Origin of the sequence: Bdellovibrio sp. HCB274 (assembly GCF_047306075.1) — a bacterium.
Classification (GTDB): Bacteria; Bdellovibrionota; Bdellovibrionia; order Bdellovibrionales; family Bdellovibrionaceae; genus Bdellovibrio.
Genome location: NZ_CP178623.1, coordinates 2,857,868 through 2,876,428, shown reverse-complemented (window position 1 = coordinate 2,876,428; position 18,561 = coordinate 2,857,868). Strand labels below are relative to the sequence as shown.

The window sequence follows — 18,561 nt, the reverse complement described above, 5'->3', positions numbered from 1 at the left end:
TTGAAAAAAAGAAATTAGTGCAGGGCTCTTTCGTGCGGGTGGAATATTTGTTAGATTCTAAAGCCCGTACGAGGAAAGTGTTCCATGAGTGAAGATCAAAAACAAAAAGGCCAGCTGGATTTAGGAATAAATCGCACGCCAGAGAAAGACAGAAACTTTCATCTGGGTGGCCGTAGTTTTTACTTCTTCGACTTTGATGACAACATCGCCTTCCTAACAACTCCTCTGGTTTTATTCCACAAGGACACCCGTACCGAGCAGCTGATCACGAGCGGCGATTTTGCCCAGCACAATGCGACGATCGGTAAAAGCGGTGTGTATGCCGATTTTGAAATTGATTTTTGTGATGTGACAGGGACTTTCAGAAATTTCCGCGATCGCAACATCAGCGATGTGGAAAAGCTTGCGGGAAATAAGCAGATCTTCGTTCAAGATGTTGCCGAAGCTTTGGGCTTTCCGGATTTTCAATGGAAGGGTCCTTCATGGGAGTGTTTCTATCACGCCACTTTTAATCAGCGTCCTCTGTCTGTGATCACTGCTCGCGGGCATCATCCTGAAACTCTAAAAGACGGCATCAAAGTTTTCGTTCAAAACAAAGTTTTACCTTTGGAGCCGAATTATCTAAGCCTGTATCCGGTAAGTCATAAACCGACCCGCGCTTTATTAGGGGATGCAAATTTCTCTGAAGGCACGGCGGAGCTTAAACAACGCGCTATCCGTGCAAGTGTGGAAAAGGCGATTGAAACTTACGGCTATAATCCTCATCACCGTTTTGGCATGTCCGATGATGATCCTAAAAACATTGAGCTGATCGTTGAAGAGATGACCAGACTTAAGGCTAGGTTCCCGGAGATGTCGTTCTTTATGATCGAAACTCAGCACGGCAACTTCATCAAACACGAGGTCAAAGTGGGCGGCCTGCAGGGACAGAAAGTTGAAGATCTGTCGCAGCTATCTTTTTTCGAAGATGACCGACGTAAGTCTTAAATAATCTTACAGTCCTAAATTTCTATCCCTAATAACAAATTGAATGCTCTGGGGAAAATTCCTGCTAATCTTAAGTGATTAGAACGCTCTCGCCGGGGAGCCAAGGAAGGACCATCATGAGTTCAATCTCTAAGGGATTAAAGGGTTTAGTTGTTGCGGGTTCTCTCGCAGTATCTTCAGTTGCAGCCGCACAATTAAAAGACGGTTTGGAATGCAGATACATTTCAGTTATCGAACAGGGTTTCCTGGCAAATCACGTTAAGTATTCAGATCGCAATGCAGACCTTGCTAACCGTGTGGTAGAGCAGTATCTGAAACGTTTGGATCCTTCAAAAATTTATCTGACCCAGACAGATGTTGATGCGATTAAAAAAGACATGTCGAATGTTTTTGATAAAACCAAAAACAGAGACTGTACATTCCTGGATAAAGCGCAAAAATTGGTGCTGGAAAGAGTGCAGGATCGCGCGAACTTCGCAAAAAAGTATCTGGGTAAGGATTTCAAGTTTGAATCCAACACAGAGTTTGCATTTGATCCGGATAAAAAGCCTTGGCCAAAGAATGCTGACGAAGCAAATGAATATTTAAAAAAATATATTCAGTTCCAAATCGGCAATTACCTTGCGACAGACATGAAACTGGATGAAGCAAAAAAGAACGTCGAAAAAAACTACGAGCGCGCGGTGAAGCGTACTCAGGAAACGACTCAGGACGACCTGCTTTCAGGTTACCTGGATTCTTTTGCCAGAGCGTTGGACCCACATTCCAGCTTCTTCTCTCGTGATGTACTTGAAGACTTTGAAATCCAAATGCGTCTTTCTTTGGAAGGTATCGGGGCGACTCTTTCCTCCCAGGATGGTTTCACTGTAGTTGAAGCATTGGTTCCAGGTGGAGCTGCTGCAAAATCCGGTTTGATCGAACCACAAGACAAAATCATCGCTGTGGGCCAGGACAAGGGCGCCATGGAAAACGTGATCGATCAGGATTTGAAAGACGTTGTTAAAAAAATCCGCGGTAAAAAAGGCACGAAAGTTCGTTTGACGATTCTGCGTAAAGCAGGTGACGGCAAAAAACGTTTCGATGTTACTTTGACTCGTGAAAAAGTGAACCTTGAGGACGAAGCAGCTTCCATCACTTACGTTGATAAGGAAGTGGGCGGTCAAAAGAAAAAAATCGGTATCCTGAACTTCCCGAGCTTCTATGCGGATTCCCGCCGTGGTGGCAGATCTTCAGCGGCTGATATGAAAGCGTTGATCAAAGAGGCAGTTCAAAAGAAAGCGGACGGCCTGGTGTTGGATCTTTCCAACAATGGTGGTGGTTCTCTTGAGGACGCTGTTAAGATCGCTGGTTTGTTCTTCCAAACAGGTAACGTGGTAAAACAATCCTCTAAAAATGAAGGCCGTGCGGAAGCCGCTCTTCGTGATACAGATTCAGCAGTTGATTGGAACGGTCCACTGGTTGTATTGACCAGCCGTATTTCTGCATCTGCTTCTGAGATTGTTTCCGGTACTTTGCAGGATTATAAACGTGCAGTCGTAGTCGGCGGTGACCATACTTACGGTAAAGGTTCTGTCCAATCTGTATTGCCAATCCCGAATGACCTGGGCGCGATCAAAGTAACTGTGGGCATGTTCTTCGTTCCATCTGGTAAGTCCACTCAGCACCGTGGTGTTGATGCAGACATCGTATTGCCAGGTCCGTTCAGCACTGACGATATTGGTGAAAAGTACATGGATTACTCGCTTCCTCCGAAAACGATTGAAGCGTTTATCTCTCCGGATGCCTTCGTAAAAGAAGGTCCAAGTGCTTGGAAAGAGCTTAAGCCAGAGTGGATCAAGCAGATGTCTGAAAGATCTGCAGAGCGCGTGGCGAAGTCTGACGAATTCAAGAAAATCGTGGACGAGCTGAACAAAGCCAAAGCTCGCGGTAAAGTGATCCGCGTTAGCGAAGTGCTGAAAGATAAAAACGAAAAAGAGAAAAAAGAGAAAGCCAAAAAAGTAGCAAGCAAAGCGAAAAAGAACGAAGAGTACCTGAAGCGCCCGGATATCCAGGAAGCTACAAACGTACTACTTGATCTGATTCAGCTTGAAGATGGTAAAGCGCTTCCAGCGACTCCAAAACAAGCGAACGCTAAATAGTTTGCCGCTAGATTTGACATGTTAGTTGTTGTTAAAAGCCCGGGAAACCGGGCTTTTTTTATTTACAATGAGCGGGAAGAAGTTTGATGTGAGCTTTGATAATGTCACTGATGTACATTTGATTCAGCTCGGAAAGTCCTTTGCGCCATTTGAGACTGTTGTCGGCCATATGAGCAAATAGGTTAATATAACAATCCTGCTCGATAAGGATCTGGTATTTCCAGTCTTCATTAAGAGCTCTTCGGCTGGATTTTATGTCTGCCGCAATCTTGTCTGTGAGCGCTTCATAGCCTGGGTCTGAGACATTCACCTTGCCGCTCATGATGTCTTTAATCAGCTGATCTCTTTTATAGATCGCATCACTCCAGGCGATGGCGATCTTAATCCAACTTACATTTTTTAGTTTCTGACTTTTCGCTTTTGCGGAGGCCAGAAGTTTTTCGTCCCCTGGAAAAGGCATCTTCACGTAAAAACGAGTTAGCGCTTCAATTTCGGAGGTCGTCAAACCGACTTCCAGAACCTGGTCGTTCATATTTCTTAGGCATTCGTGGATACCCAAAGCCTGAATATTTCGGCTGTCCATTTTTTCAAGCATTCTTGCTGAAAGGAGGATGGTATTCCCGAAGTAGTAAGCTGCAGGTTCTTGGATATGTTTTGGAAAGCGCTCTGAATAGAAGTTGCGAACGTTGGAGTCAGATGTGCGAACCTTAATCCTTGGCAGATAAAGGAATGACGTCACTGTCAGGTTGTCACAGCGGGTGCCGGCTAAGGCAGCGAATACGGGGAACTGAGCGTGATTGTCCACCATAGACTGAAGACCGCCTTGAAACAAATCTCCATAAAGAATGAATTTTCCCATTTTGGTGACAGCTTGGCGTTCGGGATAAAGAGAGTTTTCAATGAAGTTATTGTACTCCGCTTGTGACATGGATTTGATGCGATCCAGGAATCTTTCATTCGGGTGAATTAAATCCACCAGTTTGACCATGCCGTCAGTGACCACGACCATGCCGCCGCCACCGCCGGAGATTCCACCTTCGAATGAAGCAGATGGCTTTACAGAATCTTTGCGAACCTTGTCCTGGTATTCTTTTTCAGTGGAAATTTCGTCGACATTTCTGACATCTGTATCAGGATCTATGGTGACGGTGGTTTTCGCGTTGGCATTGAGGCTTAGGCATGTCATTAAAGACACGATCATGACACACATGAGTTTGGTAAATGATCTTTGCATTTGGCCTCCACTAATGGATTTATGCAATATGAAGGCCCCGCCAATTTAATTGTGGGGCCCGTGCAGCGTCTCTGAATGAGACACTGCCAATTTTCGTTAATCCATTATCTAAACTAGTTGCAGGAGATGATTGTCTGCGTGTCTTGATATTTCAATTGAAGCACGACGGCACCTTCTAAAGAAGAAGCTACAGCTTCAACAGACAAGTTAGGGCCAGTATAGCCTCTGATTGCCATGTAGTTAGCTTCTCTATGAACAAGGATGTGAAATGTTGCTTGAGAAGTTTTTACTTCGTACGTCGGGACTGCGTTTTCGTTGATACGGTCTGCTTCGTAACGATCAACGAATGTGGTTTGAGTCTTTTTTGTGACTGTGTTGAATTCATTCACCGCGCAAGAAACAGCAGTATCACGGGCAGAAGCCGCTGAACCAATTAGCAAGAAAGCAGTCATCATCAATACGTTTTTCATAAAAACCTCCTTAAGGTTTGTTTTGTGTTTTCGTTGGACGGGTTCTACTTCAAATTGACGCATGGCGCCTAGGTGGACTTTCTGAAATTGCCCGGGGAATGTTTAAGTGACTCACCGTAACTGCTGCATGTGCATGAAATTACAAGGTATTTGTGGTCTGGTATTTTTCGGGTCTGGCCTTGGGATTTTGCCTTTTTTAGCCGAAAAAGGGGAATGAGCGAAATTATCACTCCCAGCATCTATTCATTTAAAGACTACAAGAAGTACCTGCAGAAGTGGATCGAGTCCCATCCCATGAAGGGGCGCGGGATTATTTCAGCCATCGCAAAATCACTGCGAACTCAGACTTCATTTTTATCCCAAGTGTTGTCTGGAGACTTGAATTTCAGCAGTGAGCAGGCGTTGGATCTTTCAGGCTATTTAAAGCTGAACGACGCAGAAACTGAATATCTGTTGGCGATGGTCGCTTATTCACGAGCGGGCTCCGCAAATCTTCGTGCGCGTCTTAAAAAACAGGTAGAAACAATGAAAGAACTCGGCATGAAGGAGCGTGTTGTAACATACGACGCTCATGAGCTTTCGCCCGCAGACCAACAAGTCTACTACAGTGCATGGTATTATGCTGTAATTCATATTGCGGCAACTCTGACTGGTTTAAGTACCAGCAAAGCTATTGCGCATCGATTGGGGCTGTCTGAAGCCCTGGTCAAAAATGTTTTGGATTTTTTGCTGGCAAAAGACCTGGTACGAAAAAACAAAGACGGGCATATAGTATTTGGGAACAAGTCCCTGCATTTGGATTGGAATTCTCCACTGCAAATTCGCCATCATTCCAATTTCCGCATGATGACCATTAATAGTGTGGAAAAGGGAGTCCTATTGGAGGATCTGCATTACTCATCAGTCGTGTCTCTGGCGAATGAAGACTATCAAAATATTCGGGATACCATAAGCAAGATGATCGGGGAGGCTCTGAAGAAAATCGCGGCCTCCGAGCCCGCAGAGGAGCTGGCTTGCTTTTCTGTGGATTTCTTCCGTATCGGGAAAGACGATTAGCAATAGCCCGGGTCCGGGCTATTGATACAATATGACTATTTGCAGTCGTAGCTCATGTCCAGTTGCGTGCCTTCAGTCAAAGGTGCTGCGAAGTGAAGAACATTCCCGCTCACAGAATAATTTTTGATGACTTGGCCATCCACGGCCACGGTCAATGTTGTCAGATCAGGTGCGCATTCCAGGTTGATCTGTGAGAGGGAGTTGATAATTTTGTCTTTAAACGTATTCAAGCTTGTTGCAAAATTCGCATCGCAAATACTGCCGATGCCTCCTTGGGTCAGATTCGACATAGTACTATATACAAAGCCCGGATGACTTGGGGAAGTGTCCTGATCCTGAGTCATCTCGCAAACTGAATCACCGGGTTTTACGATGATCGAGTTGAAAGTAAAGCGAACCTCGTCACCAAATACAGATTGAGAAAGCTTCACCAGGTTTTCTGGTTGGTCTTCAGCTTCCAATGGTTGATAGGCTGTCGGATTATCTTTCGCTTTGACCTTTGTGATATCTCCGCCCACGGAACGTTCATCTTCATCAGAAATAATAATCACGGATTTTGCGGCACCATCCCGGTAACAACCGTTTCCAACATTTTGAAAGTTTACATAAGTAGCTTTGATAGCGCGTTCATCACCAGAGCCCGTGCCACCAATTTGCAAAGTGTCGACGGTAGACGTGAAGATCGAGTTCATGTTTGTCGTACCCTTTTTCAAAACCCACGGCGAAGTTCCCGCCAATGGAGAATACTGCGCCCAGGTCAAAGGCATTCCCCAGTGTGTAACACCGGCAGAATCAGGAAGTGGGCGAGTCGTCGTCAGACACATTTGCCAGTCGATTTGGCTCGCTTCCAAAGAAACCATAAAGTCACTCATCGAAGCTGCCAGCTTTTTTAAATCCGGCAGCATTGAGTTTGAATCATCCATCACCAAAAGGAAATCGACCTGCTTATTGCCGGATTTCACCACATCAGAATAGACGTGATCAGGAAGTTTTGCCGGGGGAGTCGGACTTGGGCTTGGTGTGGGAACCACCAACGACGCGTTATCAACGATTTTGGCAAACTCCATCTTCGCGCAACCCGCGCTGGCAAAGGAAAGGAGGGCAATAATGTTCACAAGATAGGTGGATGTTTTCATAATCCCTTTAACGACACATCGAAATTTAACTTGATGAAAAAACAGGCAGTGCGCGAGGAATGCGAGCAGGATTTAAGGATTCTCTGGATCATGGTCAGACCGCAAAAATCGTCTGTGTATAAGGGTTTGACGGTTTTTTCGACTTCAAATCCCTGTGCTCGGGGATGGCAGCGGACCAGATCTTGAAGTGTGTATCGGGGATAGGAACCAAGTATGATGAAACTGATTTTGGGTATGATGGCAATGCTGACTTCACTAAGCGCCTGGGCGGGAAGCCCCGGGGCAATTTCGGCGTTGGATATCATGACCTTTGCCGACGAGTTTCAGTGTCAGGATAAGTTCCCGCATCACAGCTTCTGCGAATCCGTGCAGTTCAAGCCTTGGACCTCAGGGGAAAAGGCGATTGTCGGTGGCTATCTGGCCAGAATCAATGATCCGCGTCTGCAAGGAATTCTAAAAGCTATCAAAGAAAACGGTATTACAAAAATTCACCGCGTATCTCATGCGGCACGCTGGTACAATAATCCGCAAATGCGCAGGGTGGAGTTCGTGCGCTCTGCTGAAAAAGCTTTTCTGTGGGTAAACCCTGTGACGAATGTTATCGGTGTGACTGATTCGTTTTTCACCGGCACGCCGTTTATGGACCCTTACGCAAAAGTAGATCGCAAGCAGATAAATATCCTGCATGAGCTGATGCATGACTTTGATATCGCTACCAACCACGCGTTCTCCATGGAAGAGTTCGAGCAGGCAGCGGGCCTGGCGAATTTGGATCTTGCAAAATCCCAGAGAGAGTTCCAACAGGTGATGGCATTAATGAAAGAAAAGCGCACGGCAGAGGCCTATGCCCTGGATCGTGAACTGGGAATCAAGTATGGATTTCCAACATTATATTCAATGAGCAATCAATTTGAAGGATTTGCGGAAGTGGTGGCCTATGGGATATTCGATCCTCACGCAGACGAGTACTACTCGCCGGAGCTTAAGGCTTACTTAGGCAAACTGTTTGACGTGACAGAAAAATAGTTAAACCCAATGGCGGATTTTGTAGAAGCAAAAAGCTCCGATGAAAGTGCACAGCACGATCCAAAGATAACCCTTCCAGGTTCCTTTTAGATCGGCATCGCTTAGCTCCATTTGTGAAAATACCGCGATCACCAGATACCACCATGCAATGAGTGCCCAGGAAAAAGACGGGAAGTTTATGAAGCGGGGATTGCTGATGAAAATCCTGCCGCCAGGAATCCAAAAGTAAAATACAGCGGCACAGATCAGCGGGCCTACGATCAACGGAGCGATTCCGATAAACAGCTCGCCCATCTTGATCCAGATTTTAAACACCACAGGAAGCGAACGCGGACGACTGATCACATGTCCGTGGGAGCCGTCCTTGGCCTTCCAGTCAAAAAGTTTGATGTCTTCGATTTGGTGAAGAAACACGAACGCCGCCAGCGCATGGCTGATTTCGTGAATCATGATTCCTGGGGCGAAGATCAAATTGAAAGCATGCTGACCAAAAGTTTCAGAAAGCTTCACACGCAGAAAGCCCGAAAAGAAATGGAGTACGACTCCGGCCCCAAAGATAAAGGCGGATATTTTTAAAAGTTCCAGAAGAGCTTGAAATGAAAAGACCAGGGACGGGTAAGTATACGCCATCCCTGAATCTTACTGTGTGGCGGCCAGATGAGCCAAGAGAAACATGCGGGCCTGGTCGCGAACGAAGGTTGATTCGTCAGGACCTCCGTTTAAGGACATGGCGCCCATACTCATGGTGACGGACGTGCCGTTGGCTGTGACGTTGAAAGACCCAAGGTTGCACGAAAGGAACTCGGCCGTGAATTGAGCGCTTTGGGGATTTTGCACGCAGGACTTTAACTGGTTGGCCCAGCTGCTCCAGCCGGCAGGTTCCTTACCACCAGCAGCAGGAAGTTTCGGTGGAGTAGGAAGGGGATTTGGCGCAGGCTGGGCGGATGTTGCAGACGTCGCTAAAAGTGCGTCAATTTCTTTTTGTAAAGCTGCGACCTGTTCCGAGATACATGTGCCTGATGGAAGCATCGCCTCGTTCAAGCTTGCACAGTTAATATTGAATCCGCACTTCTGTGTTGTGGAATTAAACTGTCCCCCCAGTTGCAGGCACAGCGTTTGTCCCATATTGGTCGAAGTATCGCAGGAGACAATTCTTTGGGATGGATCAATCAGAAGTCTCATGGGAATATCGGTGAACGCCTGGCGGGAGCCCATGGCAGTTTTCAATTTTTTAAAGCGAATGCGAACTTTTGAATCCACGGCAATGGGAGTCGTCGCTGTCGCTTTTGCTGCGATATAGGTATTCCACTCGGTGGTACCGGTTTCAATTGCCAGCCCCGTAATCTGCAGATCCTTGGTTCCCAGTTCCTGATTTACGAAAGCCAGGCTCTCGCCCGCTTTACCTTTTAATTCAGTTAGATTCAGGCGTCCCTGGTTGTCCAAAATTGAGTCGGCAAAATTGGTATTACAATATTCGTTGTTTTGTAATGCTCCCTTTATCATGGCCTCAGTTTTCAATTGAGTCGATTTGGTTAGAGCAAATGTATTTAAGTTTAGAGAATCATTTAATGACGTCGTCAGAGCAAGAGCAAATGTTAGAACCACAGTCGAGAGAATGAGGATACTGACTATCATTGAGCCGTTCTCAGAGCGCACAAGATTCGGAGTCTTTGAAACAGTTTTCATAACCGTCTCCTCTTGTTAACATTATCGGAAGACGAGGTGTTTTCTAAAGTTAAACTCAGATTATCTTTTTTTAAAGGTTAGTATGAAATGAAGAATCAAGCGGGTTTTACTTTCATAGAACTATCAGTAAGCTTGGCGATCATTGCTGTTCTGGTGATGGCGATCGGAACGATTTTTCAAACTTCGTTTCGCGGTGCCAATCTGGTTGAAATGCGCAACACTGCTGCCAATCTGAATATGGCCTGGCAGGAAACTTTAAATACTCCAGCAGTCTGTGAAAAGAATTTCAAAGGAATGACATTTCGTGGATATTGCCAATGCGGTTTTGATTTCCACGGGTGTAAATTCATCCTCTAAAGACATTCAGGTTCAGGGTGTGAACGCCAAGGTTCGCGAAACAGACTGGAGTGCTTTTAATATTGCCAAAGGCAGTCTGGGTGCAAACACCTACATCGTAAATATAGATCTCACCGTAAACCTGGATCGAAAAAAGGAACTCATCTCCTCTAAGACAAGTTCCCTGGTGGTTTCGATACCGGTTTACCTGAACTCAGCCGGAGTGGTGGATTCCTGTCTGGTTACGCAGCAGGCGTCAGTAGTCAATGCCCAGGAACTTGCCTGCACTCAACTGGGCGGGCAGTTTATTAAAGAGACCGCGCGTTGTGAATTTAAACAAGACTGCGCGAATCTTCCCGCAGACTCGGCGGTCTCCAAGGAATGTTTTGATCAATTAGCTGCTGGCCTTGCCACGCAGATTTCCAGCGCTGGGCAGACAGCCTCGACATCGCCGCCGCCAATATCGCAAATACACAAAACAATTAAAAACTGTCTGGCGGACTCCCAGGACGCAAAAATCAATTTAAACAAAACGACTTGTTCTTTGGGGAGTAATAACTTTTCAGCGACTCCGGAGGAGTTTTCTTACACTTACGGTGCCACGAACTACACGGTGTCTGATCCAGTCGTGGCAAAATACCTATTCGATCTGGTGGTGAAGTATCAAACGGACGGTCTGATGAAAATCACCGTGGGGGCCAAATGAGACTGCAGCAAAATGGTTTTTCAGTCACTGAGTTATTGGTGGCAGTGGGCTTGATGGCAGCGGTCACTTTGGGGCTTTCAAGTGTGATGAATGTTGCCAGTAAATCAAACGCGGCAGCTTCAAAAAAATTGAATGAAGCGAACCTGGTTAATTCGACAATGGTAAGTCTTTTTACCCGCAAATCCTGTGATGCCTCATTCAAGGGACGCACTCTGGATAGCGCTGGCAGTCTTAACGTCACTGAAGTTAAAGATGCCAACGGCGGTGACGTTATTAAAAAAGGCATGTCGCTGGAGCAAAAGACTCACACTGTGAAGTCTTTGCGTCTGCAGGCAAATGAAGAAAGTTGGAAAGAATTTAAGAACCATACTTTCGCGTCACCTGATGAATCGTTGCAATTAAGTACGGCGTTGGAAGTTGTTTTTGAACGGGAAAAAGGTTCGGAGTCGGGCGTTCAGAAAATATCATTCTCTGTTGGCGTTGATAAGGACGGCAATATCACTCAGTGTATGGGTGGAGATAACAGCGCCAATGTTGCTGCACTAAAAAGTGCCTGCATTAGTTTCGGTGGCACTTTTGATGAGGTAACCGGGCAGTGCAAAGCAACGCAGGATTGCGGAACCGTGGCCGGGGACGCGCCGATCAGTCAAAAGTGTGTGGCTGATAAAATGAAAGCACTGAAGAACGCATTGAAATCCAAGTCCTCTACCGGCGGCGGGGGGTATGGAATGATCACCTCCATAAAACAATGCATGGCCAGTTCCTATGTACAAAAATCCCGATCAGCCACAGGCTTTAGCTGTGTCTCGGGCTCTTTCAATGCCAAGGCAGAAAATGGGACCTTTACGTTCTCCTTTGGTTCTACCACTTACTCCGTAACCGATCCTGCTCAATACAAAATGGTTGTCGATACAGTCGCTGCATTTCCACAGTAAAGGCAGTTTAAGCCTGTCACGGCTGCCCTCGTCTTAGGCACTTTAGCGGCCAATCTGGAATATATTGCACTCTAAGTATTCTCCACATGGCATTTTGCGTTATCTAACGGGAAAAATGGCGACAATTCGCCCTGTTCTCGCTTAGATAGGGGCCTTGATTTATGTGACTAAAAACCGTGGAGAACTGAGTACATGTCTAAAAAGACCACTGTAAAACCAGCTGCCAAAAAAGCTTCTGCTGTTAAAGCAAAAGCGCCGGCAAAAGCTGCTACCAAATCCGCTGCGAAGTCTTCTAAAAAAGCTGCTCCAAAGAAATCTGATTTCGGTGGCTTGTCTGAAGAACTTTTGTTGAGCATGCACGACCTGATGGTCAAGTCCCGCGTTCTTGAAGAGCGTGTTATTAAAATCTACAAAGCCGGTGAAGGTTACTTCTGGATCGGTGGCCCGGGCGAGGAAGCTTTCGGGGTACCATTGGGTCTATTGGCTCGCAAAGGTAAAGGTCTTGAACACGACTGGTTCCATCTTCACTACCGTTGTACTCCAACGATGGTGGCGCTGGGCATGCCAATGATCGAAGCGGTTCGCTTGATGATGAATCGTGTGACAGATCCTTCCACGGGTGGTCGTAACTTCGCAGGGCACTATTGCTTCCCGCAGTGGAACGTGGCTCCTGTAACTTCTCCTATCGAAGTTCAGTACCCAATCGCTTGCGGTACAGCTCATGCGCAAAAACGCGCGGGTCACAAAGCGATCTCTATCGTAACTGGCGGTGACGCTGGTACGGCAGAGGGCGAATTCGCTACGTGCCTGGTTTGGTCTTCCCGTAAAGGTCAGGAATTGCCAGTGTTGATCACTGTGCAAAACAACGGCTTTGGTATTTCCACTCCGTACGAAGGACAACACGGTGAAACTCAAATCGCTGACCGTGCGAAAGCCTTCAACATCCGTTCACGCGTGATCGATGGAACAAATCCTGTCGAAACATATATCGCTTTGAAAGAAGAAATGGACTACATCCGTAAAACGGGTAAGCCATCTTTCCTTGAGGTAAAAACAACCCGCTTGTACGGACACTCCTCTGCCGACGGTGCGAACCGTAAGACAGATTTGTTCGATCCGGTTTACAAGTTCCAGGAAAAATTGATCGCTGCTGGTATCTTGACTGAAAAAGCTGCGCAAAAAATCTGGGAGATCTACGAAGAAGAGGGCGTTAAAGCTCAGGAACAAGCTCGTGCTGAAGGTGGCCCTGCGCCGGAATCAGTTTGGGATCATGTCTTCGTAAATAATGAAAATGCTGATTGGAGAAAATTCTAATGGCAAGCGTAGCTCAAGCAATCAGAATGGCCCTTCACTACGGTGAAAAACACATGGGCGTTAAAGACATCTTCGGTCAGGACGTGGGTGCACCACTGGGTGGCGTATTCACGGCGACTCAAGGTTTGAAAACAGCATGGAACACGCCACTGGACGAGCGTGGTATCATCAGCATGGCGATGGGTATCGCGATGACCGGTGATAAGTGCGTGGCTGAAATCCAGTTCGCAGACTATATCTTCAATACGATCGATCTTTTGAAAATTGCCGGCAACACTTTGTGGTGCACAAACGGTCAGGTTCAATTGCCGATGGTTGTGATGACTCCGGTGGGAGCAGGGATCTTTGGTTCCGTTTACCACTCTCATTCTTTCGACGCTTGGGCATCTCGTTTGCCAGGCTGGAAGATTGTTATGCCATCAAACCCGTTGGACGCTTACGGTTTGATGTTGGCGGCGATTGAAGATCCGAATCCGGTTCTTTATTTGAAATCAAAAGCATTGATGCGCCATAAAGGTGACGAGTTGATCCCTGGTGAACCAGAGGATGAAAAAACTTTGAAATCAATGATCGATAAGCCAGTACAAAACTCTCAAGGCTGGAAAGCGAAATGGCCGGAACTTGAAAAGTACATCGTTCCAATCGGTAAAGGTAAGATCACTCACGAAGGGGAGCACATCACTGTTGTAACATACAGCCGCATGGTGCACCTGTGTGACGAAGTGGCTAAGAAGCTGGCTGACGATGGTATCTCAGTTGAAGTGATCGATTTGCGTTCGATCTATCCATACGACTGGCAGATGATTAAATCGTCTGTTGAAAAAACAGGCCGCGTATTGTTTGTGAACGAAGACACTGAAGTGACTAACTTTGGTGAGCATTTGGCCTACAGAACAACTCAGGAGTGTTTCTATTCATTGATGGCGCGTCCGCGTGTCCTTGCCGGCAAAAACCTTCCAGGTATCGGGTTGCATCCAAACCTTGAAAAGAACTCTGTTCCTCAACACCACGATATCGAAACAGCGATCCGCGAGATCGTTGCTGAGGTTCCGTAATTATGTTGAAAGCAGGAGTCGGTCACAGAAAGAAAGTTCGTCGTAAGGTTTCCAAGAAGCGCGGAAAAACACAATTCGATAAGTACGAGCTGTACCACAAAGCGGTGCAGTCGGCTGAAAACGACGTGGTGTTCATCCGTAATACGTATAAGGAGCTTAAGAAAAAAGCGCCTAGAACTTTCCGTGAAGACTTCTGCGGGACATTTGCTCTTTCAACAGAGTGGATCAAATTGGATCCGAAGCACAACGCCGTTGGGGTGGATTTGGATCCAGAACCAATTGCGTATGGTAAGACTCACTATCTTTCCAAACTAAAGCCGGACCAGCAAAAGCGCATGAAAGTTATCGAGGGCAACGTGATGGACCCAAGCCTGGAAAAGGCTGACATCATCGCTGCGATGAACTTTTCATATTTCTGTTTTAAACAAAGATGGATGCTTAAGAACTACTTTGCCAATGCCTATAAGACGTTGAACAAAGACGGTATCTTTTTGGTGGACGTATTCGGTGGCAGTCAGTGTTACGACGCGATCGAAGACCGCATGAAGCACAAAGACTTCACATACTACTGGGATCAGACAAACTTTGACCCAATCAGTAACGAAGCTGTTTTCCATATTCACTTCCGCGTGAACGGTAAAAAGATCGAACAGGTATTCACTTATGACTGGCGCTTGTGGAGCATTTCGGAGATCCGCGAGATCATGCACGAAGTGGGCTTTGCAAAAAGTCACGTGTACTGGGAAGGCACTGCCAAAGATGGTTCGGGCGATGGTAACTTCACCCGTGTCGATCACGGCGAGGCTTGTGAATCCTGGATTGCTTATGTGGTCGCTGAAAAATAGATCAAACTTGAAACCCCACTGAGAGTGGGGTTTTTTATTAAAAGACCAAATCGCGAATACTGAACTGACTTCCCTGAAGCTTTTTATCCCGTTCGATCAGTATACTTCTTAGACGATGATAGTCCCGGCCTAACTGCAACACAGTCTCTTCATGTGCTTGTTGTACCAGAATCGACATTCTCTGAGAGTCGTAAATGGATTCTGCTTCTTCCGGTAAAAGCATGTGGTCATCTTCCGGAGAGTAAAGAACCGAGCTTAAATGTTCTTGAACTCCCGCCGCAAATTTATCCGAGCCGTTCACCGCTAAATACTTATAGAAGTTTGTCGCTGGGATTTCCGCAAGATAGACGGGTTGTTTATTAATAATCTTGCGAGTGAGATTTTCGATTTCGGCGGTGCTTAGTGGACGCTTAAGAAGCAAGGAAACCTTATGGGCGCCAACATTGCTGATATATCTAAGAAGCTCATGAACCTGCAAAGCGCACTGATCTTTCCAAGAAAGTCTGTTGTACATCTGTGAGCTAACCAGCAATACCTGAAGGGAAGTACCGGACTGTACCGTGGGTTGAACCGCATAGGAGGCGATGGGCTTTTGGTAGTCAGCAGGCACGGAAGGGCTGAATAGATTGCTTGCTGGAAGTTGGGTGACTTCCCAGGCAAATCCAGAGCCAAAGGGTGAAGGGAAAACGACTTTGGAAGGTCGCACACTGCCCCGGCTTAAGGGCAAATCAGTGAACGCAACCGTAAGTCTAAGATTCTCTGGTTTCAGGAATTGCAAAAGAACATTGTCCTGGATCTGCAGTCTATCGAATGCACACGCAAAGAATTCTGCATTCGAAACATAAGTCCCTTTGTTTGAAATGAAGTTCCCTTTTTGTGACATGATTCGCAGGTAGGATTCTTTGTCAAAGCGAACCAGCGTGTTATTATTGCCAATAGCTTGATCCAAAAATCGCAGCTGGCCTAGTGAATTGATAACGCCAACGCCACCACCACCATCCAAGCCCGGTCCGCCAAGGGCCGTGGAATTGCCATTTGCAGAAATATACTTGGGTTGTTCTCTGATGATTCCTTTTTGAACCGCGGAGACACTGATGGACTCCTGACGGCGCCAATTTTCCAGAGCTTGAGAGACATCAACTTTCGCCGTTTGTGCATAGGCTGCCGACGTTGCGGCAATCGTCACAAGGGCGCATAAAAGTTCGACAGTCTTCACTCTCAGGTTCTTCATTAAGCACCTTTAGCTACGGGTTTTGGTATGACTGATAAGGTTTGCAAGTCGGGGGCCAAGTTCTGGCCCCCGATTGAAATTACTGGGCTTCAATACAAGAAACTGAATAAATCGATTTGCCGTCATTCTGGTGAAAAGTTATTCCACCCGATTTCGCGACAACAGCAGTAATTAGTTTTCCTTGAACGATGGCCAAAGACGTAAACCCGTTTGAATCGGCGAGTTGAACTTTGGCGCCGTTAAGGGTTCCAATAACCTTCACTTCATCATTTATTTCTACAGAAACTAAATCCTGATTGTCCAAACCCAGACATTTAAAAGGTTTTGCGTGAGCCGTGATAGAAAGCATTGCGATCGTGAATACTAACATTTTTTTCATAAGGTCTCCTTGTTTGATTTTTTTTGAAATATTTAAAAATTAGTTGGCGATAATGCTTTCAGCCGCGCCAGTCACAACACCATTGCGTCCAATTGCATAGTCAATTGCAATGACAGTTGATTCGCCGTCTGCAATTCGCTGAACTCCAAGTTCAATTTGGCAACTGGATTCACCCGTGCCACTCTCGCAAGCATGAGTCAAAACTGTCACACGATGACCGTTGCGCAAAAGTTCCTTTTGTCCATTGACCAAAGCTGCAAGCAAGAATTTGGTCTTTTCACTTAGCAAAAAGTAAGTGCCGCGGGCTTCAGCCAGCTGTCCCAGGGCTGCAGCCTTCTGGGCTGGTGATACACGGTCTGACTCGCTATAAGCATTTGAAATCAGGGGGGCCAAAACGATAAAAGCTGCGATAATGTTTTTCATATTTTTTTCCTTTTCTGTTTGTTTAATAAGTTTCAAAATTCAGTCTAATTAAAATACTCTGCACTCGTAGTGGAACAGGTACGGGTCGTTTTTTTGGGGTTAAGGTTTTTTACTGTAGCAAAAATTCCATTTGCACAGCTTTTGGATAAATTTTCGTACTGAATACCGTCGTGCGGAAGTACCCAATGTCCTTGACGTCATTAAGATCAATCGACATTTCAAATTTGCTGGAATCAGAACAAGTGCCAAGCACAAACATAACGCCATTTTTTTCACGCGAAGTACCTTCGCATAACAACTCTCTATCCAAAGACATTTGAGTCAGAACGACTTTTCCGTCAGGTGTTAAAGTCAGTGTGTTTTCGTCGCCAATTTCATTCGTTGGGCCCGACACTTTATAAGTTAAGTCGACGTTTGCACCGCCGGCAAAGCTTTGCGAAGCCAATAGGGTACTCAATACGGTAAGTCCAAGTTTCGTAATGGATGCTTTCATGGTTAATTCCTTTCGTTAGTTTTTGTCTCAATCTGATGCATGGAGAATAACGCATTGCGCCGCGCGACTCGATAGCAGAGTTATTATCAAGTAACGATAAAAATAGCCGATAAGTTATTATTCTTTGTTAAAATATTGATTATAATGGATTTATTATGGCTAAAGAATTCGATATTTTTACCCAAAATGAGACTTCAAAACTACTCCGTAGCTTTATAACCTCCCAGCCCCAGAAGGGCCGGGGATTGGTCAAGCAGCTGGCCGAGCACTTAGGGGTGGCATCACCTCAGGTCAGTCAGTTTTTGTCGGGGGTAAAGACTATTACGATGGATCAGGCCTATCTTATTGGCCGGTACTTCTCGTGGTCGGAACTTGAAATGGAATACTGGCTTACCCTTGTCGATTGGGAGCGCGCCTCTCACTACGAAGTTAAGAAGCATTTTAAAAAGAAACTGGAAGCGCTAAAGCAAGAATCTTTGAAAGTCGGTAAGGCGGTGTCTGCAACGACAGAGCTTAGCGACGCAGACAAGGGACAGTTTTACTCTTCGTGGATCTATTCGGGAATTCGGTTATTTTGTTCAGTGGGGCAGGGCAAGCGCATCGAGGAAATTCATCATGCGTTTGCAGAGTTTCCCGCGAATGAAATCAATATAGTGGTGGAATTTTTGTTACAACGACAGCTTTTGAAAAAGACCGGATTGCTTTACGAAATGGGCACGCAGCGAACCTTCGTGCCTAAGGGCTCACCATTTTTAAAGCAACATCACACCAACTGGCGTCTGCGGGCGGTCGAGCGCGCAAACTTCATCAATGACGAAGAGTTGATGTTCACGGCTCCGCTATCGATTTCAGAAAGCGGCTTTAAAAAAGTTCGCCGTGAATTGCAGGATTGGATCAAACATATATCAGATAATCTTGCCAGCTACGGCGAGGCCGAGCAGGTGGCATGCCTGAATATCGATTTCTTTAGAGTGGACCATCAGGACAAAGATAAAACCAAAAAGTAGGATTGCTGGAACGAAAGATTCAGGGGTGGTGGTTTGCTAAACACCACATTGCAATCTAGTTTCTTGTCAAATGCCGAAAGTTTTTGAAAATTGCGCCTTTGGGA

General features: G+C 46.0%; 20 protein-coding genes. 11 read left to right on the top strand and 9 right to left on the bottom strand.

Annotation, left to right across the window (positions count from 1 at the left end):
* The first annotated feature begins 84 nt into the window (after positions 1 to 84).
* Positions 85 to 987, top strand: coding sequence for a hypothetical protein (locus tag ACLWNV_RS13945; protein WP_413585060.1), 903 nt, complete (start codon positions 85 to 87; stop codon positions 985 to 987).
* Between the two features lie 116 nt (positions 988 to 1,103).
* Entirely contained in the window at positions 1,104 to 3,125 is a 2,022-nt protein-coding gene (locus ACLWNV_RS13940) for a S41 family peptidase (RefSeq protein ID WP_413585059.1), read from the top strand.
* A 58-nt stretch (positions 3,126 to 3,183) separates the two neighbouring features.
* Here ACLWNV_RS13940 and ACLWNV_RS13935 read toward each other — a convergent pair whose 3' ends face one another.
* Together ACLWNV_RS13935 and ACLWNV_RS13930 are read right to left on the bottom strand one after the other, a co-directional pair.
* Complete coding sequence (locus tag ACLWNV_RS13935) at positions 3,184 to 4,359, bottom strand: hypothetical protein (protein ID WP_413585058.1); 1,176 nt, start codon at positions 4,357 to 4,359, stop codon at positions 3,184 to 3,186.
* A 113-nt stretch (positions 4,360 to 4,472) separates the two neighbouring features.
* On the bottom strand, positions 4,473 to 4,829 hold the full coding sequence (locus ACLWNV_RS13930; protein ID WP_413585057.1) for a hypothetical protein: 357 nt from the start codon (positions 4,827 to 4,829) through the stop codon (positions 4,473 to 4,475).
* A 213-nt stretch (positions 4,830 to 5,042) separates the two neighbouring features.
* Here ACLWNV_RS13930 and ACLWNV_RS13925 point away from each other — a divergent pair, with 213 nt between their 5' ends.
* Positions 5,043 to 5,885 carry a TIGR02147 family protein gene (locus tag ACLWNV_RS13925; RefSeq protein WP_413585056.1) on the top strand — a complete coding sequence of 281 codons (843 nt, stop codon included), beginning with the start codon at positions 5,043 to 5,045 and terminating at the stop codon, positions 5,883 to 5,885.
* 35 nt (positions 5,886 to 5,920) lie between these two features.
* Here the strand turns inward: ACLWNV_RS13925 and ACLWNV_RS13920 are convergent, their stop codons facing one another.
* Positions 5,921 to 7,021 carry a hypothetical protein gene (locus ACLWNV_RS13920; RefSeq protein WP_413585055.1) on the bottom strand — a complete coding sequence of 367 codons (1,101 nt, stop codon included), beginning with the start codon at positions 7,019 to 7,021 and terminating at the stop codon, positions 5,921 to 5,923.
* 213 nt (positions 7,022 to 7,234) lie between these two features.
* Between ACLWNV_RS13920 and ACLWNV_RS13915 the strand changes: the two genes are divergently transcribed.
* Positions 7,235 to 8,047 carry a hypothetical protein gene (locus tag ACLWNV_RS13915; RefSeq protein WP_413585054.1) on the top strand — a complete coding sequence of 271 codons (813 nt, stop codon included), beginning with the start codon at positions 7,235 to 7,237 and terminating at the stop codon, positions 8,045 to 8,047.
* Here ACLWNV_RS13915 and ACLWNV_RS13910 read toward each other — a convergent pair whose 3' ends face one another.
* Together ACLWNV_RS13910 and ACLWNV_RS13905 are read right to left on the bottom strand one after the other, a co-directional pair.
* Complete coding sequence (locus ACLWNV_RS13910) at positions 8,048 to 8,677, bottom strand: hypothetical protein (protein ID WP_413585053.1); 630 nt, start codon at positions 8,675 to 8,677, stop codon at positions 8,048 to 8,050.
* A 9-nt stretch (positions 8,678 to 8,686) separates the two neighbouring features.
* Entirely contained in the window at positions 8,687 to 9,733 is a 1,047-nt protein-coding gene (locus ACLWNV_RS13905) for a hypothetical protein (protein ID WP_413585052.1), read from the bottom strand.
* A gap of 87 nt (positions 9,734 to 9,820) precedes the next feature.
* On the opposite strand from ACLWNV_RS13905, the gene ACLWNV_RS13900 reads away from it, so the two are divergent.
* From ACLWNV_RS13900 to ACLWNV_RS13875, 6 genes are all read left to right on the top strand, one after another.
* Complete coding sequence (locus ACLWNV_RS13900) at positions 9,821 to 10,090, top strand: type II secretion system protein (protein ID WP_413585051.1); 270 nt, start codon at positions 9,821 to 9,823, stop codon at positions 10,088 to 10,090.
* Positions 10,038 to 10,775 (top strand): hypothetical protein, encoded by a 738-nt coding sequence (locus ACLWNV_RS13895; RefSeq protein ID WP_413585050.1) that lies wholly within the window; start codon positions 10,038 to 10,040, stop codon positions 10,773 to 10,775. Before ACLWNV_RS13900 ends, ACLWNV_RS13895 begins: the two co-directional genes overlap by 53 nt.
* Positions 10,772 to 11,710, top strand: coding sequence for a type II secretion system protein J (locus ACLWNV_RS13890; protein ID WP_413585049.1), 939 nt, complete (start codon positions 10,772 to 10,774; stop codon positions 11,708 to 11,710). The genes ACLWNV_RS13895 and ACLWNV_RS13890 overlap by 4 nt, the downstream gene beginning before the upstream one ends.
* 192 nt (positions 11,711 to 11,902) lie before the next feature.
* Positions 11,903 to 13,024 carry a thiamine pyrophosphate-dependent dehydrogenase E1 component subunit alpha gene (locus ACLWNV_RS13885; RefSeq protein WP_413585048.1) on the top strand — a complete coding sequence of 374 codons (1,122 nt, stop codon included), beginning with the start codon at positions 11,903 to 11,905 and terminating at the stop codon, positions 13,022 to 13,024.
* The gene (locus ACLWNV_RS13880) at positions 13,024 to 14,079 is read left to right on the top strand and encodes an alpha-ketoacid dehydrogenase subunit beta (protein ID WP_413585047.1); all 1,056 of its coding nucleotides are present in this window, start codon (positions 13,024 to 13,026) and stop codon (positions 14,077 to 14,079) included. Before ACLWNV_RS13885 ends, ACLWNV_RS13880 begins: the two co-directional genes overlap by 1 nt.
* 2 nt (positions 14,080 to 14,081) lie before the next feature.
* Positions 14,082 to 14,924: a class I SAM-dependent methyltransferase gene (locus ACLWNV_RS13875; RefSeq protein WP_413585046.1), complete on the top strand. Its 843-nt coding sequence runs from the start codon at positions 14,082 to 14,084 to the stop codon at positions 14,922 to 14,924.
* A gap of 37 nt (positions 14,925 to 14,961) precedes the next feature.
* On the opposite strand, the gene ACLWNV_RS13870 is transcribed toward ACLWNV_RS13875, so the two are convergent.
* The 4 genes from ACLWNV_RS13870 to ACLWNV_RS13855 form a co-directional block, all read right to left on the bottom strand.
* Positions 14,962 to 16,155, bottom strand: a complete 1,194-nt coding sequence (locus tag ACLWNV_RS13870; protein WP_413585045.1) for a hypothetical protein — start codon at positions 16,153 to 16,155, stop codon at positions 14,962 to 14,964.
* Between the two features lie 79 nt (positions 16,156 to 16,234).
* Positions 16,235 to 16,534 carry a hypothetical protein gene (locus ACLWNV_RS13865; RefSeq protein WP_413585044.1) on the bottom strand — a complete coding sequence of 100 codons (300 nt, stop codon included), beginning with the start codon at positions 16,532 to 16,534 and terminating at the stop codon, positions 16,235 to 16,237.
* 39 nt (positions 16,535 to 16,573) lie between these two features.
* Positions 16,574 to 16,957 carry a hypothetical protein gene (locus ACLWNV_RS13860; protein WP_413585043.1) on the bottom strand — a complete coding sequence of 128 codons (384 nt, stop codon included), beginning with the start codon at positions 16,955 to 16,957 and terminating at the stop codon, positions 16,574 to 16,576.
* A gap of 109 nt (positions 16,958 to 17,066) precedes the next feature.
* Positions 17,067 to 17,450 (bottom strand): hypothetical protein, encoded by a 384-nt coding sequence (locus tag ACLWNV_RS13855; protein ID WP_413585042.1) that lies wholly within the window; start codon positions 17,448 to 17,450, stop codon positions 17,067 to 17,069.
* A 155-nt stretch (positions 17,451 to 17,605) separates the two neighbouring features.
* Here ACLWNV_RS13855 and ACLWNV_RS13850 point away from each other — a divergent pair, with 155 nt between their 5' ends.
* Entirely contained in the window at positions 17,606 to 18,457 is an 852-nt protein-coding gene (locus tag ACLWNV_RS13850) for a TIGR02147 family protein (RefSeq protein WP_413585041.1), read from the top strand.
* Positions 18,458 to 18,561: the final 104 nt, after the last annotated feature.

Bases quoted from the DNA above. Each gene is read 5' to 3' on its own strand.
- ACLWNV_RS13945 (WP_413585060.1), top strand. From the start codon at position 85: ATGAGTGAAGATCAAAAACAAAAAGGCCAGCTGGATTTAGGAATAAAT.
- ACLWNV_RS13940 (WP_413585059.1), top strand. From the start codon at position 1,104: ATGAGTTCAATCTCTAAGGGATTAAAGGGTTTAGTTGTTGCGGGTTCT.
- ACLWNV_RS13935 (WP_413585058.1), bottom strand. From the start codon at position 4,359: ATGCAAAGATCATTTACCAAACTCATGTGTGTCATGATCGTGTCTTTA.
- ACLWNV_RS13930 (WP_413585057.1), bottom strand. From the start codon at position 4,829: ATGAAAAACGTATTGATGATGACTGCTTTCTTGCTAATTGGTTCAGCG.
- ACLWNV_RS13925 (WP_413585056.1), top strand. From the start codon at position 5,043: ATGAGCGAAATTATCACTCCCAGCATCTATTCATTTAAAGACTACAAG.
- ACLWNV_RS13920 (WP_413585055.1), bottom strand. From the start codon at position 7,021: ATGAAAACATCCACCTATCTTGTGAACATTATTGCCCTCCTTTCCTTT.
- ACLWNV_RS13915 (WP_413585054.1), top strand. From the start codon at position 7,235: ATGATGAAACTGATTTTGGGTATGATGGCAATGCTGACTTCACTAAGC.
- ACLWNV_RS13910 (WP_413585053.1), bottom strand. From the start codon at position 8,677: ATGGCGTATACTTACCCGTCCCTGGTCTTTTCATTTCAAGCTCTTCTG.
- ACLWNV_RS13905 (WP_413585052.1), bottom strand. From the start codon at position 9,733: ATGAAAACTGTTTCAAAGACTCCGAATCTTGTGCGCTCTGAGAACGGC.
- ACLWNV_RS13900 (WP_413585051.1), top strand. From the start codon at position 9,821: ATGAAGAATCAAGCGGGTTTTACTTTCATAGAACTATCAGTAAGCTTG.
- ACLWNV_RS13890 (WP_413585049.1), top strand. From the start codon at position 10,772: ATGAGACTGCAGCAAAATGGTTTTTCAGTCACTGAGTTATTGGTGGCA.
- ACLWNV_RS13885 (WP_413585048.1), top strand. From the start codon at position 11,903: ATGTCTAAAAAGACCACTGTAAAACCAGCTGCCAAAAAAGCTTCTGCT.
- ACLWNV_RS13880 (WP_413585047.1), top strand. From the start codon at position 13,024: ATGGCAAGCGTAGCTCAAGCAATCAGAATGGCCCTTCACTACGGTGAA.
- ACLWNV_RS13875 (WP_413585046.1), top strand. From the start codon at position 14,082: ATGTTGAAAGCAGGAGTCGGTCACAGAAAGAAAGTTCGTCGTAAGGTT.
- ACLWNV_RS13870 (WP_413585045.1), bottom strand. From the start codon at position 16,155: ATGAAGAACCTGAGAGTGAAGACTGTCGAACTTTTATGCGCCCTTGTG.
- ACLWNV_RS13865 (WP_413585044.1), bottom strand. From the start codon at position 16,534: ATGAAAAAAATGTTAGTATTCACGATCGCAATGCTTTCTATCACGGCT.
- ACLWNV_RS13860 (WP_413585043.1), bottom strand. From the start codon at position 16,957: ATGAAAAACATTATCGCAGCTTTTATCGTTTTGGCCCCCCTGATTTCA.
- ACLWNV_RS13855 (WP_413585042.1), bottom strand. From the start codon at position 17,450: ATGAAAGCATCCATTACGAAACTTGGACTTACCGTATTGAGTACCCTA.
- ACLWNV_RS13850 (WP_413585041.1), top strand. From the start codon at position 17,606: ATGGCTAAAGAATTCGATATTTTTACCCAAAATGAGACTTCAAAACTA.